The organism is Terriglobales bacterium (assembly GCA_035567895.1).
Classification (GTDB): Bacteria; Acidobacteriota; Terriglobia; order Terriglobales; family Acidobacteriaceae; genus Gp1-AA112.
Window position 1 is genome coordinate 83,501 of sequence record DATMPC010000110.1, and the last position, 15,322, is coordinate 98,822.

Below are 15,322 nucleotides of genomic sequence, written 5' to 3' on the forward strand. Positions count from 1 at the left end.
TTTACACGGCTGAGAATGCCGCCCTACGGGCTCACAATGTTTTTCATCTCACCACTACGCCTGTCCCCTTTTGGTTCAATCTGATGTGGGCTGCTCAGCCTAAGAAGTAGCCATCGGATTGCAGAGTTGAGAGTCGTGGACCTGACTCTAGCGCAGAACAATTCCAACTGAGAGCCGAACGTCGCCGAGCAGGCTGCGCCCACCATCATCGTCGCGCCCCACCCACTTCGGGTTGTAGTCCAGGATCATCCGGAAACTGAATCTGCGGGCGATTCGGATGTCGAATCCGGGGCCTAGTCCCATGGCAAAGCCGGTTTCGCTGGTGCTGGCGGCGAAATTTACTCCGCTTCCTGACGTCTTAAAGGTGGCGTTGGTGTGAGCGATGCCGACCAGGGTATGCACGAAGGGCGTGAAGCGAGTGTGGTTTCGGAAGTTGAACTCAGGGCCGATGAGGAAGTTATACAAACGCGGGTTAATGCTGGCGGTTTGCGATACCACGCAACCAGAGCACGGCGCCACATTGACGGGCCCCTCATCGTAGTGGAAGTGCGCCGAGAAGTCTGCCTTGATGCCGATAAGCCGCGTAAGATTGTGGGTTGCGGAGAGGTCGACTCCCCTCTTGGTTCCGAAGTCGTCGGTAAAAACGATGTTTGCTCCCGGCTGGGTGAAGTGGAAGACGTTGTACTGGGCCTCTCCGGCATCGAGATAGCCGGCGTAGAACTCGAATCTGGGGATTTCATTGGGACGAGAGTGTTGGGCCATCATCCACGGCGTAAGGGCTAGGATCGTCAGCGCATACGGAACTAAACGTTGCATTTGGCCCTTTCCTTACCCACAATGGAGCGCACAACTCAGCGATTCGGATAACTCTGGGCCAGGGGACGGGTTTAGTCCTGTCGGAAAGGCTAAATTTTCCCCACGCTTTCCCGAAGACTTCTGTGGCTACCGAGACCATCACGGTCTATGCCTTCGACGATGTCACCGTCGATTCGCGCACCTGTTGCGTATCGAAAACCGGCGCTCCTGTCCAACTTGAACCTAAGGCCTTCAATCTGCTGGTGTATCTCATCGAGAACCGGGACCGTGTGGTAGGAAAGACCGAAATTCTCGATGTGGTCTGGAGAGACACCGCGGTCAGCGAAAACGTGCTCTCGGTCACCGTCGCCAAGTTGCGCAAGGCATTGGGCGAGGATCCGAAGGCGTCGCGATATATCCAGACGGTGCATACACGCGGCTATCGGTTTGTCGCAGAAGTGGAGCTGCGAGCTGCCAATGGGACCAATGGAGGTTCCTCGTCAGCGTCCGCGACACACGGAAGCGCAGAGCATCGTGCTGGGCAGGATGCCGTTGATTCCGGCATCGTCTCGGCCCAAACGCGGCGTCGAGACAGGCTGTTGATTTTGGCAGGTGCGGTCGCTCTTGCGGCCGTTATCGCGATCTTCTTTCTATCCAACAGGCAGAGGCAAACGCTTGCTGCACAATCTGCCGCAGGCAGAGCAGCAACAAGCAGCCCTGTAATTTCTATCGCCGTGCTGCCATTCCGGTCAGCCGGAGGAGACGATGAATACCTTGGAGCAGAGGTCGCCGATTCGCTCGCGACCAAGCTTAGCAACAGCACTCATCTGCGTCTGATTCCAGGCACGATTGCTCTTCGTTATGACGATCCGAATCACAGCGCACAGGCGATCGGCAAAGACCTGCACGCGGATTATTTGATTCGCGGCGAGCTTCCGCAGTCTCATGCCGGTATGAAGGTGCAGTTGCTTCGCGTAGGCGACGGTGCGCAATTGTGGGAAGACACATTCGCAGGCAATCTTGCGGACATCTTTCACGCGGAGGAAACAATTGCCGGACGAGTGCTGAATACGCTGATGGTGACTTTGGATCACGAAGAGCGAACACGCTTTTCCAAGCGTTATACAGAAAACCTCGAAGCGTATGAGGCCTTTCTGAGAGCGCACTACTACATGAATCCGGCGTCAAAGGAAGACATCGAGAAGTCGATTGGATACTTCAAGCAGGCTGTCTCAATCGATCCCAAGTATGCGATGGCATATGCCGGGCTTTCCGACGCCTATTCACGTTTGAGTGCCTTCGGCGTTGCTCCGGCAGAATTTGTTCCGCGGTCCCGTGCTGCTGCCATGAAAGCGCTGGAGGTCGATGAGACGGTGGCATATGCGCATTCCATGCTGGGAAGGATTGCGTACTTGAACGATTGGGATTTCACTCGTGCAGACGAGGAATACAAGCGCACGCTGCAACTCGAGCCAAGTCTGAAACACCAGTGGTATGCACCTTACCTGCTAAGCTTCAACCACGCGACGGAAGCGGAAGTCGAGAATAAGAAGTTTGACGATTTTCTTCCATTTTCCCCTGGCATCGCCGTCGCGCAGTTCTATTTTTTTGTCAGGGGATATGACCGCGCTTTGGATGTGACCCGCCGCAAACTCGACCTTTATCCTGACAATCCCGCGCCGCATGAATTGTTGGGAGAGATTTATGAAGCCCAACAGCGTTACTCGGAGGCACTCGCGGAGATTCAGAAAGCTGTCTCACTGTCGAATGGCAATGTTGGTTTGGGCTCGTTAGGGCATTTGTACGCAGTCATGGGCAGGAGAGGCGACGCTCGAACCGCCTTGCAGAAGCTGCTTCGCCAGACCAATGTAGCCTACATCTCTCCCTACCAGTTTGCGCTCATCCATGCTGGGCTGGGCGAAAAGGACAAGGCGATAGAAAATCTGGAGCGCGCGCACGCCGAACGCTCCTTGTCGCCGGCATCGTTTCGCTTCGATCCGCGACTGGAGAATTTGAGAACCGAGCCACGCTTCCGCGACTTCGCCCGCAGTGCCGGCCTGCCGCTCTAGGGGTGAGTAGACGCCAAGTGCCCTATCTTCATCCAGTACTCTGTGGCCTTGAGCTTCGTTAAGACATCCAAGAAGAGGACGCCCTATCCTCCTTGTGGGGTCATCCACGAGAGGCTCGACCTAGGACGTCGGCCGGATTTCCCGACATGTAAGTCCCGCACGCGGATGGTGCGAAGTCACTCATCTCGACCGGTTAACCCGACGCGGTTTACTCTCTAACTAGAGCGCAATGCCAGCGATTCCTGAAAAGTTTGGACGTTACGAGATCGTTCGTGAGATCGGCCATGGGGCCATGGGCGTGGTGTATGAAGCGCTTGATCCTACGATCGGCAGGAAGATCGCGCTCAAGGCCATCCGTTTCGACGGGATTGGCACGACCGCGGACGAGGCTGCGCGGCGTTTCAAGAACGAGGCGCGAGCGGCCGGCGGACTGAATCATCCCAACATTGTTACCGTCTACGACGCCGGTGAAGATAACGGAATTCTGTATCTTGCCATGGAGTTCATCGAGGGCGTAACGCTGGAAGCCCTTCTTCGAGCTCAGCGAACGATTCGGACGGCGCAGACGATCGACATGGTGCGGCAGATCTGCGCGGGTTTGGATTTTGCGCATGCGAAGGGCATCGTCCATCGCGATATCAAACCGGGAAACATTATGCTGGCCGCGAATGGCCCGGTGAAAATCACGGACTTTGGCATCGCCCGTGCCGGCGAAGCGATGACCATGACCGGCCAGGTGATTGGGACGCCGAACTACATGTCTCCTGAGCAGGTGCTGGGCAAGACGCTCGATGGGCGCAGCGATCTGTTCAGCGTCGGCGTGATGCTCTACGAGATGGTTACCGGCGAGCGTCCGTTTGAAGGCCAGAGCATTACTACGATCATGTACAAGATCGTGCACGAAACGCCGATTCCGCCGCTCAAGCTCGATTCCACGATTCATCCCGGCCTGAGCGCCGTGATCGAGAAATCGCTGGCGAAGTCGGCGGAAGGGCGTTTCCCAAATGGGGCAGAACTGGCGCGCGCGGTGCAGAACTTCGAGAGCGCCAGCGTGATCACAACCAGCACTTTGGGCAAGCTCACCGGAGATTTCCCGAGTCTGGCGGATGCGAATGCCGCGCACGGCGCGCGATCTACGCCGTCGACTGCGCCTCCGGAGGCTGTTCCAAATCTTTCTCCTGTGACAGATCAGTCGGCCGCGAGTCCGCCGCCGCAGACTCGAATTCAGCAAGCGCAGCACTGGTGGCAGCAACTCTCTCCGAAGTCGCGCAAGCGCGCGTGGATTGTATTTGTTTTGGCGGCCATCTTCCTTTATTCAAAGTTCGAGCGGCGTTCATCGAGATCGGAGGATGAAGATCAAAGCAAGAATCAGAATCCGGTGTCGAGCGTTGCCCCTGCTCCGGCAGCGCCTGTTCCGCCTGCAAGCGACGAGCAGTCCGGCGCTCAACAGTCTGCTCCTGCATTGGTGAAGCGAGAGAATGCCGGCGGCAACCAGAGCACGGCATTGATGAGAATCAACAGCAATCCGCCAGCGGCAGAGGTCGAGCTGGATGGAAAATCTACCGGTAAACGCACGCCGACTGAGCTGCAAGTCGGACGCGGCCGACACCGCGTCAGTGTACGCATGCCTGGTTTTCAAACATCAAGCGTAACGGTGAAGGTCGCGGGTGGAGAAGAGTTTGAGTACTCCCCGGATCTGACAGTCGTGCTGCCGAACATTTCCGTACCCAACGTCAGCATGCCCGACATTTCAAAGTTGCTGTCGAAGGACCCCCAAGGTCAGGCTGCGCTCTGGCGGCAGTGGGCGGGTAGGCAGAACGCTCCGGGACCCAAGCTCGTGATCAGCAGCAAGCCCCCAGGCGCGACTATTCTGATCGACGGTAAAGATAGCGGGCAAACCTCACCGGCGGTGATTCCGGTGAAGCCCGGTAAATATCACGTTCGCCTGGAGCTTGAAGGATTTGAGCCCGCCGAAAGCGATCTGACCGTTGGTGATCATAAGCCCGGAATCTTCAATCCCGCTTTGAAACTGGCACGATCGGATCAGTAGGTTAGTTCGACCACACGAATGAAGTACGTATCGTCCTGTCCTTCATTGGCCTGTCACCAAAACCATTCGGAAGCGAGCGTTGCCTTGCATCATGCTCGCGTACGCTTCCGCCGCCTGGTCCAGAGGGAACGTCTGGATCATGGGACGGATGTTCTCGAGGACGCTGAAGGCGAGCGTGTCCTCGCTATCAATGGCGGTGCCGGTCAGGCTTCCGTAGATCGAGCGTCCTCCAAAGACGAGCGGGAACGCACTCAAACGGATCTCGTCCTGCGGTACACCGACCACGATGAGCTTCCCGCGGGCTGCGAGGCCGGAGACAAGTGGGCCCATGGCATCGCCACTGGGTGCGGTTGCTAGAATCGCCCTGGCTCCTCCCATGCGCTGCAGCACTGCTGCGGTGTCGTCGACTGCGGTATCGATGTAGACGTGCGCGCCCAAATCTTCTGCCAGCTTTTTCTTGTCGCTTCCACGTCCGATTGCGGCAGTACGGAATCCCAGTTGCCGCGCAAACTGGACACCAAGATGCCCCAGACCGCCAATGCCCTGCACAGCCACCAGATCGCCGCCACGCAAGCCGGCGTTACGGAGCGCGTTGTAGGTCGTAACCCCCGCACAGAGAAGCGGAGCAGCTTCTGTGGATGTGAGTTCGTCAGGAATGGAAGCGATGGCGCGTGCTTCAGCGATCATCGATTCTGCATATCCGCCATCCGTGGTTATTCCGGGTACGACGAGGTTCTGACAATTCACGCTATCTCCGCGTCTGCATGGCTCGCACACTCCGTCTTCGCCGCCGAAGAAGCCGACACCAACCCGTTGACCAATCTTCCATTTGGACACCCCGCTGCCCAAAGCCTCAATGCGGCCAACTACTTCATGCCCAGGAACACGCGGCAGAGTAAGGCCCGGGTAGACGCCCTCAATGGTCGCCGCATCCGTGTGGCAGACACCGCACGCCTCCACGCGTATACGAACCTGTCCGGCTCCAGGTTTTTGAACCTGACGTTCGACCACGCGAAGCGTTCCAGGCTTCGCGACTTCAACGGCTTTGTATGTCTCAGACACTCAAATCTCCTTTGCGCGGCATGCGTTTTCTAGTTCCCAATGGCTTGGATTATGGACGGGACCGTTCGGTCGCAAATAAAAATCTTGGAGCCCCCATCGTGTCGCAGTAACCCCGCACTCTTCGATCAATATACCGAGCAAGACCTTTCATGTGACCTGCAAACTTTTACGACCGCGTTGGAGTATATTCAGCTAGCTTTGCAGGAATGGAGGAACTCATGGCTAACAACGACGTTGTTCTTGTAACCGGTGCCAGCACGGGATTCGGTCGGCTTACCAGCATCACGCTTGCGCAGCGTGGCTATACGGTCTTTGCCTCGATGCGCGACCTGACGGGTCGCAACCGGAGTCGCGCGGCGGATCTGGAGGAGTTGGGGCGCAAGGAGAATCTGCGGCTGCGCTTCGTTGAGCTCGATGTCACAAGCGATGCGTCGGTAGATCAGGCGGTGGAGCGCGTGATTCGGGAAGCCGGCAGGATCGATACAGTAGTGAACAACGCTGGAGTTGTCTACTCAGGACTGCTGGAATCCTTCACCGCGGAGCAGGCAAAACAGATCTTTGAGACTAATTTCTTTGGTCCGTTGCGTGTAAATCGGGCGGTGTTGCCGCACATGCGCCAGCGGCGAAGCGGCTTGTTGATCCACATCAGCAGCATCGCCGGGCGGCTGATTCTGCCCTCGATGGCGCTCTACTGCGCGACCAAGTTTGCCCTCGAAGCTATGGCAGAGACACTACGCTACGAGGTTTCCCAATTAGGGATCGATTCTCTTATCGTGGAACCGGGGGAGTATCCCACGGCGATCTTTGCAAACGCTGCTGAGGGGGCCGATCAGGCCAGAGCCGCCGATTACGGAGCGGTTGCCGAAGTACCTCGCAAAATCTTCGATGGCCTCGCCAACAATACCAACGATGTACAAGAGGTTGCCGATCGAGTGTTGGAACTGATCGAGATGCCGGCCGGGTCGCGTCCGGTACGCTCTCCGGTGGGTGCATTCCCCCGGCAGGCTCAACCGCTCAACGATCTCGCGCTGCAGTTCCAAACCGGCGCGATGCAGGCCTTTGGCTTGAGTGACCTGATGACGCTGCGCCGGGCAGAACGCCAGGTGGCGTAAGAATCAGCAATCAGCACCTTTCGGCTCACAGGGAATTGCTCAACACTACCCGGCGACAGTGGAGGGTTTCCTTAGGCTGCGTCGGCCGTGCCGGTCCGGGATTTTTCCAGGGCTTGGCGATCCCAATGGGCGAGCTTTGCTGCCGCTTCGTAGGTGCTTTGGCAGAAGCCGAGTAGCGCCTTGCTGGGCGAGGGGGCACTGCGTACATCGTCGTACATCAGAATGAATTCGCCGAGTTGGGGATTGTAGTGAGCGCCTTCCGGCTGCGCAGTGTATTCGCGGAATCCTGGAGGCTCTGGAGCCGCGTAGGAATAAAACGCTGCGTCTTTCACATCGCCGCTGCCTGGCCAAAAACCGACGCTGCTTACTTCGTGGGAGTAGGCTTCGCGGGTAACAGCGTCGGCTCCTGGACGCTCCGGAGCGCGGCGTCCTGAAAAGCGCGTGACCGCGAGATCGAAGCTGCCCCAGAAGAAATGTACGGGACTGGACTTTCCGATGAAGCGCGAACGGAATTCGGTGAATACTCGATCTACCGATACAAGAATTCGCCAGAACCTGTGAGCGTATTCCGGCTGATATGTGGCGTGGACACGGTCCTGGTCAAACGGGATTGGGTTGGGGATCTCCCTCGGCATCTTCCAGATCTTCACGTCTATGTGGGCGCTGGCCAGAAGCTCCATGAATTCCTGATAGAACTGCGCGACCGAACGGGAGACCAGCGGCAGAGTTCTGACCGCGCCATCGCTGGTTAACAACGCGAGTTTGTGATCGATAAAGTCGAATTGCACCTCGAACGCGCGCTTGTCGCTGGGAATAGAAGAAGTAGTAAGACCGCGTGCGCAAACGTACAGCGGAACGTTCCACCATTGATTGATCAGGGGCGTAAGCGCGAGGCGCACTTTGCCGACGATCTGCGTCCACATGTGGAGCGTGGCGTACGTATCTTTCCATGCTTCGAGCGGTAATGCGGGCCAGCACTCAGGCGAGTCGAGCAGGCTATTGTCGATGGATTCCCTCATGGTCCCAGCTCTGCCTCCGAGAGTTCCCCGCCACGTCGCCACGATCGTAGTTGCGCGAAACTGGTGTGCATTATAGCCATCGCAACAGCTCTCGTTTCAGCTCAAAGAGTTTCCTACTGGCGTTAGTTGCCTCTGTTCTTTTCTGCTGCCATTTGTTTTGCCAGTTCGGAGCGGAAGGCTTGTTCTTTGTCGGATACGAAGTTCTTGTATCCGTCTGGATCGACAAATGGATTCGCTCCGCCGCTCTTGAGTCTCGCAAACTTTGTCTCCATGCTGTAGTAATTACCGTGCGCACCCAGGAAAACATCGCACGGCAGCTGCCTGAGTACGCGAAACATGCTCTCGTAGTCAGCAGCAATCTCTGGATACTGAGGGTTATTCACCAGCTTGTATCCAGGATTCACATTCGGGCTGCCGACGATCACCACGTTGTATGTTTTTCCTGCCTCACTAACTTTTAGTGTCCACGTGGTGCAGCCCTTCGTGTGTCCCGGCGTCAAGTGCGCGGTCAGCACGACGCCGCCGAGCCTGACTTCGTCACCGTCGTGCAGAACGCGATCGACCTTCGCCGGAGGATAGAGATTGGCGGGTGAATTCCCATATTGGAAGTCGTCCTTGCCTCCGGACTCAACTACCGGGGCGTCGCCGGCCATCACCATGTACTGAGCTCGCGTCAGCTTCTTTAGCGCGGCGCTTCCGGCGTCGTGATCCCAATGGGCGTGGCTGATGAGCAGGATCTTCACCTCGGAAAAGTGGAAACCCAGCTTCTCGATGCTGCTGCGAATCTGGGGAACAGAACTCTCAAGGTTGCTGTTGATGAGGATGTTTCCCTGCGGCGTGGCAATCAGATACGAAGCTAGCCCGCGGCTGCCGACGTAATACACGTTGCCGACGATCTTGTGGGCCGGGAATGGCTCGGTCCAGCTTGGGTCGGTTTGCGCGAACAGGCTTGCGGTTAGGATAAAGAAGAAGGTGAGTAGGCGAGTGAGCATCACGACCATCACGATAATGATGCACTAGGTGCGAGGGCTGGAGGAAGTCTGCCTGCGCTACTCCCCGTCGTGCGAATGTGGAAAAACAACATATCCCCCGCGTCCGCCGCGGCGGACGCGAGGGATGAGTGTTGTTAGGGCAACAGCATCAGAAAACAGATTGACTTGCTTGCGTCAGCGCCGTTGGCGGCAGGACCGATTGTTCTGTACGGGATAGTTGTTGCTCTGGTATCCCGCCGGGTAGGCATATCCGCCGTTGTCGTCGGGACCACCGCTGTATCCACCGTTTCCGTAGTACCCGCCGTTATTTCCGTAGTTGCCGCCGTTGTTTCCGTAATATCCGCCGTTGTCGCCGTAGTAGGGATCGTAGTTGCCGTAGCCGTTATCGCCATAGGCGTACCGGTCGTATTGGTTTTGACGGCGGCGCTTGTCGATGGCGTATCCCGCCGATGCGCCCACTGCTGCTCCCACGAATGTGCCTGTCGATCCGCCGATCTTGTGTCCGATGATGGCGCCGGCCGCGGTGGATCCGCCGATGATGGCTACGCTCTTCCAGGTGTCCGAACTTTGAGCCTGTGCGGGCTGCAGTGCCACTAACGTGAAGGCTGCAACTATGGCAAGTGCCACAAAACGGGTGCTCTTGATCGCCTTAGTAGTGAGTGCGCCCAGTCTTTCATAGATGCTGGTGTAGGTCATGTGCCCTCTCCTCATAGAGCGCAAACCCACGTTCGGCGCCTTTGTCGCGAACTTTTAAGCGATTGTGAAGAGAGCTGAAGCAGAGTTGCTGAGGCAGGGACCCTTATCCGCTACCACGGCCCAGCGTGCAATTTCTTTCCCCGGTTTGGCTTATACAGGTTGCGGAAAAACGGTTGTGGAACTTCTAAAGACTGTCGTCCTGAGCCTATTTTGGCGAAGGATCTCCCGCGATATTTCAGACTTGATTGCAGCAGATGTGGCTCTTTCACGAGAATGCAGGTTTTTTTGGCAAAACGCCACACAACTGCAAGTACGTTCGACGCATTCCGGGAGATCCTTCGCCCAAAACAGGGGCTCAGGATGACAGTCTTAGGAACCGCCGTTGATTACCCGTCATTCTCACGAGTTTTTCCGCAGCCTGTTATAGCCGATCGCTTATCGCTGCTTTCACAGCGGAATATTCCCGTGCTTCTTCGGCGGGTTCTTCTCGCGCTTGGTGTCGAGCATCTCTAGCGCATCGATCAGCTTTTTGCGGGTATCGCGGGGACGGATTACGGCATCGATATATCCGCGTTCGGCTGCGACGTAGGGGTTGGCGAAGCGCTCGCGGAACTCTTCGATCTTCTTGCTGCGTTCGCGCTCCAGTATCTCTGTCCGCTCGGCTTCGGTTTTGCCCATCTGGGCGGCGCGTTCCAGTTCGCGCTTGTACACGATGTTCACGGCGCCCTCGGGACCCATTACTGCAATCTCGGCAGTTGGCCACGCGTAGTTCACGTCGGTGCGAATATGTTTTGACGACATGACGCAATATGCGCCGCCATAGGCTTTGCGCGTGATCACTGTCATTTTGGGAACGGTGGCTTCGGCGAAGGCGTAGAGCAGCTTGGCTCCGTGGCGGATGATGCCCCCATACTCCTGTTGCGTGCCGGGGAGGAAGCCGGGGACATCCTCGAACGTGACCAGCGGGATGTTGAAGGCATCGCAAAAGCGTACGAAGCGCGCGCCTTTGTCCGACGCGTTGATGTCGAGAACGCCGGCTAGAAATGCAGGCTGGTTGGCGACGATTCCCACCGATCTGCCGTTCAAGCGCGCAAATCCTACGACAAGATTCTTCGCAAATAGCTCCTGTACTTCGAAGAAGTAGCCATCATCGACTACGCGGGTTATTACGTCCTTGATGTCATACGGCTGATTCGATTGAGCTGGAACGATGCTGTCGAGCTCCGCGTCGGCGCGATCGGCGGGATCGGTGGTGGTACGGCGCGGCGGGTCGTCGATGTTATTGGACGGCACGAAGGTCATGAGCTCGCGAATCATAGAGAGGCACTCGGCGTCGTCGTGCGCTAGAAAATGCGCTACTCCTGATGTTTCGTTATGCGTAGTCGCGCCACCAAGCTGGTCTTTGGTGACCTCCTCGTGCGTGACCGTCTTGATTACGTCGGGACCGGTGACAAACATGTACGAGGTTTTATCGACCATGAAGACGAAATCGGTGATGGCCGGTGAGTAGACTGCGCCACCAGCGCACGGGCCCATGATCGCCGAGATCTGCGGGATTACTCCGCTGGAGAGCGTGTTGCGCAGGAAGATGTCGGCGTATCCGGCGAGCGACATCACGCCTTCCTGAATGCGCGCGCCTCCGGAGTCGTTGAGGCCAATGAGAGGAGCGCCGACGCGCATGGCCATGTCCATGATCTTCACGATCTTGCCGGCGTTAGATTCGGAGAGCGAGCCGCCGAAGACCGTGAAATCCTGCGCGAAGACGAAGACGAGCCGGCCCTCGATACGTCCATAGCCGGTAACGAAGCCGTCGCCGAGCACTTTCTGCTGGTCCATGCCGAAGTCGGTGGCACGATGTGTGACAAAGCGGTCGGTCTCCTCGAACGTGCCTTCGTCCAGCAGAAAGTTGATGCGCTCGCGAGCCGAGAGCTTCCCCTCTTTGTGCTGGCGCTCGCGCCGCTCCTGCCCACCGCCGGCTTCGGCAGCAGCTTCGCGCCGTTTCAAGTCTTCGAGCTTTTGTTCGAGGTTCATGGAAGGGCGATTATAAAAGACGCGACTTCTGGAAGAGGCAAGAACAAAATCCAAAGCTAGAACACGGATTGGACGGATTTAACGGATCGGACGGATGAATGTGGAGCGAGACTTCGCTGTAAACGAGTGACCGCTTCCAATTCCTGAACAAGTGTAAGCATATCTGCTCCCTTTCCATCCCAAATCCAGAAATGGCTATCCGTCCGATCCGTTGCATCCGTCCGATCCGTGTTCGGTTTTCGTTTGTTGATTGACGCGTTCAAACCCGCGCCCAATGCCCTCTCTCCACTTCTTTCAGCGGCAAGTCGGCGTATTGCCGGGCCTCCACCATCGCCAGTGCCTCCTCGCGATTGCTATGAAGTGTAGGGATTGCTTTGAGCAGACCGCGCGTGTACTCGTGCGCCGGAGCCGTGAAAACCTGCTGGGCCTTTCCGCTTTCGAGCACTTGTCCGCGATACATGACGGCGATTCGATCTACAACCTGCGAAACCACGCCCAAATCGTGGGAGATGAAAAGCATCGACAACGAAAACTTCTCGCGCAATCGCGCGAGCAAATCGAGTATCTGGGCCTGCACAGTTACGTCGAGGGCGGTAGTCGGCTCGTCGGCGATCAATAATTGCGGGCGATTCACGATGGCCATGGCAATCATCACGCGTTGACGCTGTCCGCCAGAGAGCTGATGCGGATAATCTCTCGCCCTGCTTGCGGGATTCGGAATTGCGACTTCGTCGAGCGCGGCTACCGCGCGCGTCCAAGCTTCTTTGCCGCGGATGGTTTCATGCGCGAGGATGGCTTCGGCTACCTGGTCGCCTACTCGCATTAGCGGATTCAGCGCGGTCATCGGTTCCTGGAAGATCATGGTTATAGCGCGTCCGCGAAGTTTGCGCATCCGCTCTTCTGCAGCGCTGAGCAGCTCTTCTCCGGCAAAGCGGATGCTTCCGCTAACGCGCGCCTGAGGAGCCAGTAGTCGCATGATTGCCAATGATGTAACGGATTTCCCGCTGCCGGATTCCCCGACCAATCCGACCGACTCTCCCGTGCCGATGGAGAAACTCAAGTCACGGACCGCCGCCGTTGAGCCAAAGGAGATATCGAGATGCTCGACACTGAGAAGGGGCGGGGACATGCTCATGCATTCATATCACACGAAAACGGAATCTCACGACGCAAGAACGGACAACCCAAATCAACCACAGAGGGCACGAAGTATCACGAAGGAAGGATGGGCATAACGATTCCTACATTCGCCTTTGTGTTCCTTCGTGTCCTTTGTGGTTTCATCCGGCTTTTCTCCGTGCCTCCGTGTCTCCGTGGTGAAGATGCCTTCCCACTTCATCCCGGCGGCTATAATTGCCGGTTTTTAGACGCTTCGGAGAGGACCTACACACGATGCTCGATCGCAGACGCTTTCTCGCCGTCTGTTCGCAGTTGGGACTCACTTCAACGCTCTTTCCCGGCGTGCTTTGGGGCATGGCCGAACCTCAGGGCAAGGTTACGAAGGAGATGATTGGCAGCGCGGCAGATATCGCCGACGTCCCCATTCCCGACGATCTGCGCGAAACGATGCTCGAAAGTCTGGACCAAAACAGGAAGAACTACGACGAGATTTACAAGCTGCACATCGCAAACTCGGTGGCGCCCGCTTACGTCTTCGATCCAGTGCTTCCTGGAATGAAGTTTGAGACCGTGAAGCGTCCGCTACGCATGTCCAGCGCTCCGGCGCTGAATATAAGTGGTGCTCCGAAGAATATCGAGGATGTTGCCTTCTACAGCGTTCGCCAACTGGCGGAACTAGTTAGAACACGCAAAGTGTCATCGGCTGCTCTTACTGACATGTATCTCACGCGCTTGAAGAAGTACGATCCGATCCTGAAGTTCGTGATCACGCTCACCGAAGACCGCGCACATGCGAAGGCGCAAGAAGCCGATCGAGAGATTGCGGCCGGCAAATATCGCGGTCCGCTGCATGGACTACCGTGGGGGGCGAAGGATCTTCTTGCCGTCAAGGGCTATCGCACTACCTGGGGCGCGGGCGGATTCGAGCAGCAGAACATCGACGAAGATGCCACCGTCGTGAAGCGCCTCGACCAGGCAGGAGCTGTTTTAGTAGCAAAGCTCACGCTGGGCGCGCTCGCACAAGGCGACAAGTGGTTCGGAGGCATGACGCGCAATCCCTGGAATCCGCATCAGGGTTCGAGTGGATCCTCTGCCGGATCTTCTTCAGCAACCGCCGCGGGCTGCGTTGCATTTGCCATCGGATCGGAAACGCTCGGCTCGATTTCGTCTCCTTCGACCCGCTGCGGAGCCACGGGACTGCGTCCGACTTTCGGCCTGGTGCCGCGCACGGGAGCGATGGCACTCTCATGGACGATGGACAAGCTTGGTCCGATCTGCCGCGCCGTCGAAGATACCGCGCTAGTGCTGAACGCGATCTATGGTCCCGACGGCGGGGATCGCACGGTTCATGACGTCGCCTTTAACTGGGACGCGAATCTCGACTGGCGCAAGCTGCGCGTCGGCTATTTCAAAGAGGAATTTGAATTCAAACCTCCACCCGAGCCTCCAGCGGAAGCGGCGCCAACTTCACCGGAAGAGCAGAAGAAACGCGACGAGCGCAACCGGGCACGTGAACGCGGGCTGGCGATGCGGAAGTACGACCAGCAATTCAACGACTCAACGATTGCCAAGCTCCAGGAAATGGGTGTGAAGATGACTCCGCTTGAGTTGCCCAAAACGCCGTATGGGGCAATGAGGTCCCTGCTGCTCGCCGAAGCCGCCGCGGCTTTTGACGACTTGACGCGTTCCGGACGCGACAAGCTTCTCACCGAACAATCGCCGGATGACTGGCCAAACGCATTCCGCATTGCACGGCTTACGCCAGCAGTCGAGTACATCCAGGCAAATCGCGCGCGGATGCAGGCGATGGAGCTGTGGAAGAAGCTGTTCGAGAACATCGATGTAATCGTCGCGCCTACATTCAGTCAACAACTCGTGGCGACGAATCTCACCGGACACCCGGCGGTAATTCTGCCCAACGGATTCCGCGGGCCGGATGCGCCAAGACCTCCGCGCAAAGAGAATGGTGAAGATGATGGCGCCGGCGGCCCCGGCACCCCCGTGAGCCTCACGTTCCTCGGCTCACTTTACGGCGAGGCTAAGTTGTTGGCATTTGCAAAGGCCTATCAGGACGCCAGCGGATTTCACTTGAAACATCCGGATCTGGATGCGGCGATGGCCGAGCGCAAATCTTAAAGGAACAACAAAACGGAGCGTCCGGGCGCCCTCGCCCGGCGAACTGCGGAGTGCACCCGAACTGTTGAGTTTCGTACTCGAGCTGAGACGAATACCGTCAGCATACGCTGGCTGGCTGTTGCCGAAAAACGCCGGGCGAGGGCGCCCGGCGCTCCGTTTTTTTGTTGCATACTCAGCGCGAAGCCGTACTTGTGACCCTCCCTGGTTTGGGATACGCTTCTTCTCCTGTTCTCAGGAGGTT

At 57.4% G+C, this 15,322-nt stretch carries 11 protein-coding genes; 4 read left to right on the forward strand and 7 right to left on the reverse strand.

All coding sequences use genetic code 11. The annotated features are described in order from the left end of the window. Positions 1-147: 147 nt before the first annotated feature. Positions 148-816, reverse strand: coding sequence for an outer membrane beta-barrel protein (locus tag VNX88_23975; GenBank protein ID HWY71747.1), 669 nt, complete (start codon positions 814-816; stop codon positions 148-150). A 122-nt stretch (positions 817-938) separates the two neighbouring features. Between VNX88_23975 and VNX88_23980 the strand changes: the two genes are divergently transcribed. Beyond that, positions 939-2,864, forward strand: a complete 1,926-nt coding sequence (locus tag VNX88_23980) for a winged helix-turn-helix domain-containing protein (GenBank protein HWY71748.1) — start codon at positions 939-941, stop codon at positions 2,862-2,864. 229 nt (positions 2,865-3,093) lie between these two features. Continuing rightward, positions 3,094-4,914 (forward strand): protein kinase, encoded by a 1,821-nt coding sequence (locus VNX88_23985; GenBank protein HWY71749.1) that lies wholly within the window; start codon positions 3,094-3,096, stop codon positions 4,912-4,914. A 42-nt stretch (positions 4,915-4,956) separates the two neighbouring features. Here the strand turns inward: VNX88_23985 and VNX88_23990 are convergent, their stop codons facing one another. Beyond that, positions 4,957-5,976, reverse strand: a complete 1,020-nt coding sequence (locus VNX88_23990) for an alcohol dehydrogenase (protein HWY71750.1) — start codon at positions 5,974-5,976, stop codon at positions 4,957-4,959. A gap of 218 nt (positions 5,977-6,194) precedes the next feature. Between VNX88_23990 and VNX88_23995 the strand changes: the two genes are divergently transcribed. Further along, positions 6,195-7,088 (forward strand): SDR family oxidoreductase, encoded by an 894-nt coding sequence (locus VNX88_23995; protein HWY71751.1) that lies wholly within the window; start codon positions 6,195-6,197, stop codon positions 7,086-7,088. Positions 7,089-7,159: 71 nt separating this feature from the next. On the opposite strand, the gene VNX88_24000 is transcribed toward VNX88_23995, so the two are convergent. From VNX88_24000 to VNX88_24020, 5 genes are all read right to left on the reverse strand, one after another. Next, a complete protein-coding gene (locus VNX88_24000; GenBank protein ID HWY71752.1) occupies positions 7,160-8,107 on the reverse strand; it encodes a DUF5996 family protein in 948 nt (315 codons plus the stop codon). Between the two features lie 122 nt (positions 8,108-8,229). Next, positions 8,230-9,099: a subclass B3 metallo-beta-lactamase gene (gene bla / locus VNX88_24005; protein HWY71753.1), complete on the reverse strand. Its 870-nt coding sequence runs from the start codon at positions 9,097-9,099 to the stop codon at positions 8,230-8,232. Between the two features lie 174 nt (positions 9,100-9,273). Next, positions 9,274-9,795, reverse strand: a complete 522-nt coding sequence (locus VNX88_24010) for a hypothetical protein (protein HWY71754.1) — start codon at positions 9,793-9,795, stop codon at positions 9,274-9,276. A 447-nt stretch (positions 9,796-10,242) separates the two neighbouring features. Beyond that, the gene (locus VNX88_24015) at positions 10,243-11,826 is read right to left on the reverse strand and encodes an acyl-CoA carboxylase subunit beta (protein HWY71755.1); all 1,584 of its coding nucleotides are present in this window, start codon (positions 11,824-11,826) and stop codon (positions 10,243-10,245) included. A 259-nt stretch (positions 11,827-12,085) separates the two neighbouring features. Beyond that, on the reverse strand, positions 12,086-12,955 hold the full coding sequence (locus tag VNX88_24020; GenBank protein ID HWY71756.1) for an ABC transporter ATP-binding protein: 870 nt from the start codon (positions 12,953-12,955) through the stop codon (positions 12,086-12,088). 263 nt (positions 12,956-13,218) lie between these two features. On the opposite strand from VNX88_24020, the gene VNX88_24025 reads away from it, so the two are divergent. Beyond that, positions 13,219-15,081, forward strand: coding sequence for an amidase (locus VNX88_24025; GenBank protein HWY71757.1), 1,863 nt, complete (start codon positions 13,219-13,221; stop codon positions 15,079-15,081). Positions 15,082-15,322 lie beyond the last annotated feature (241 nt).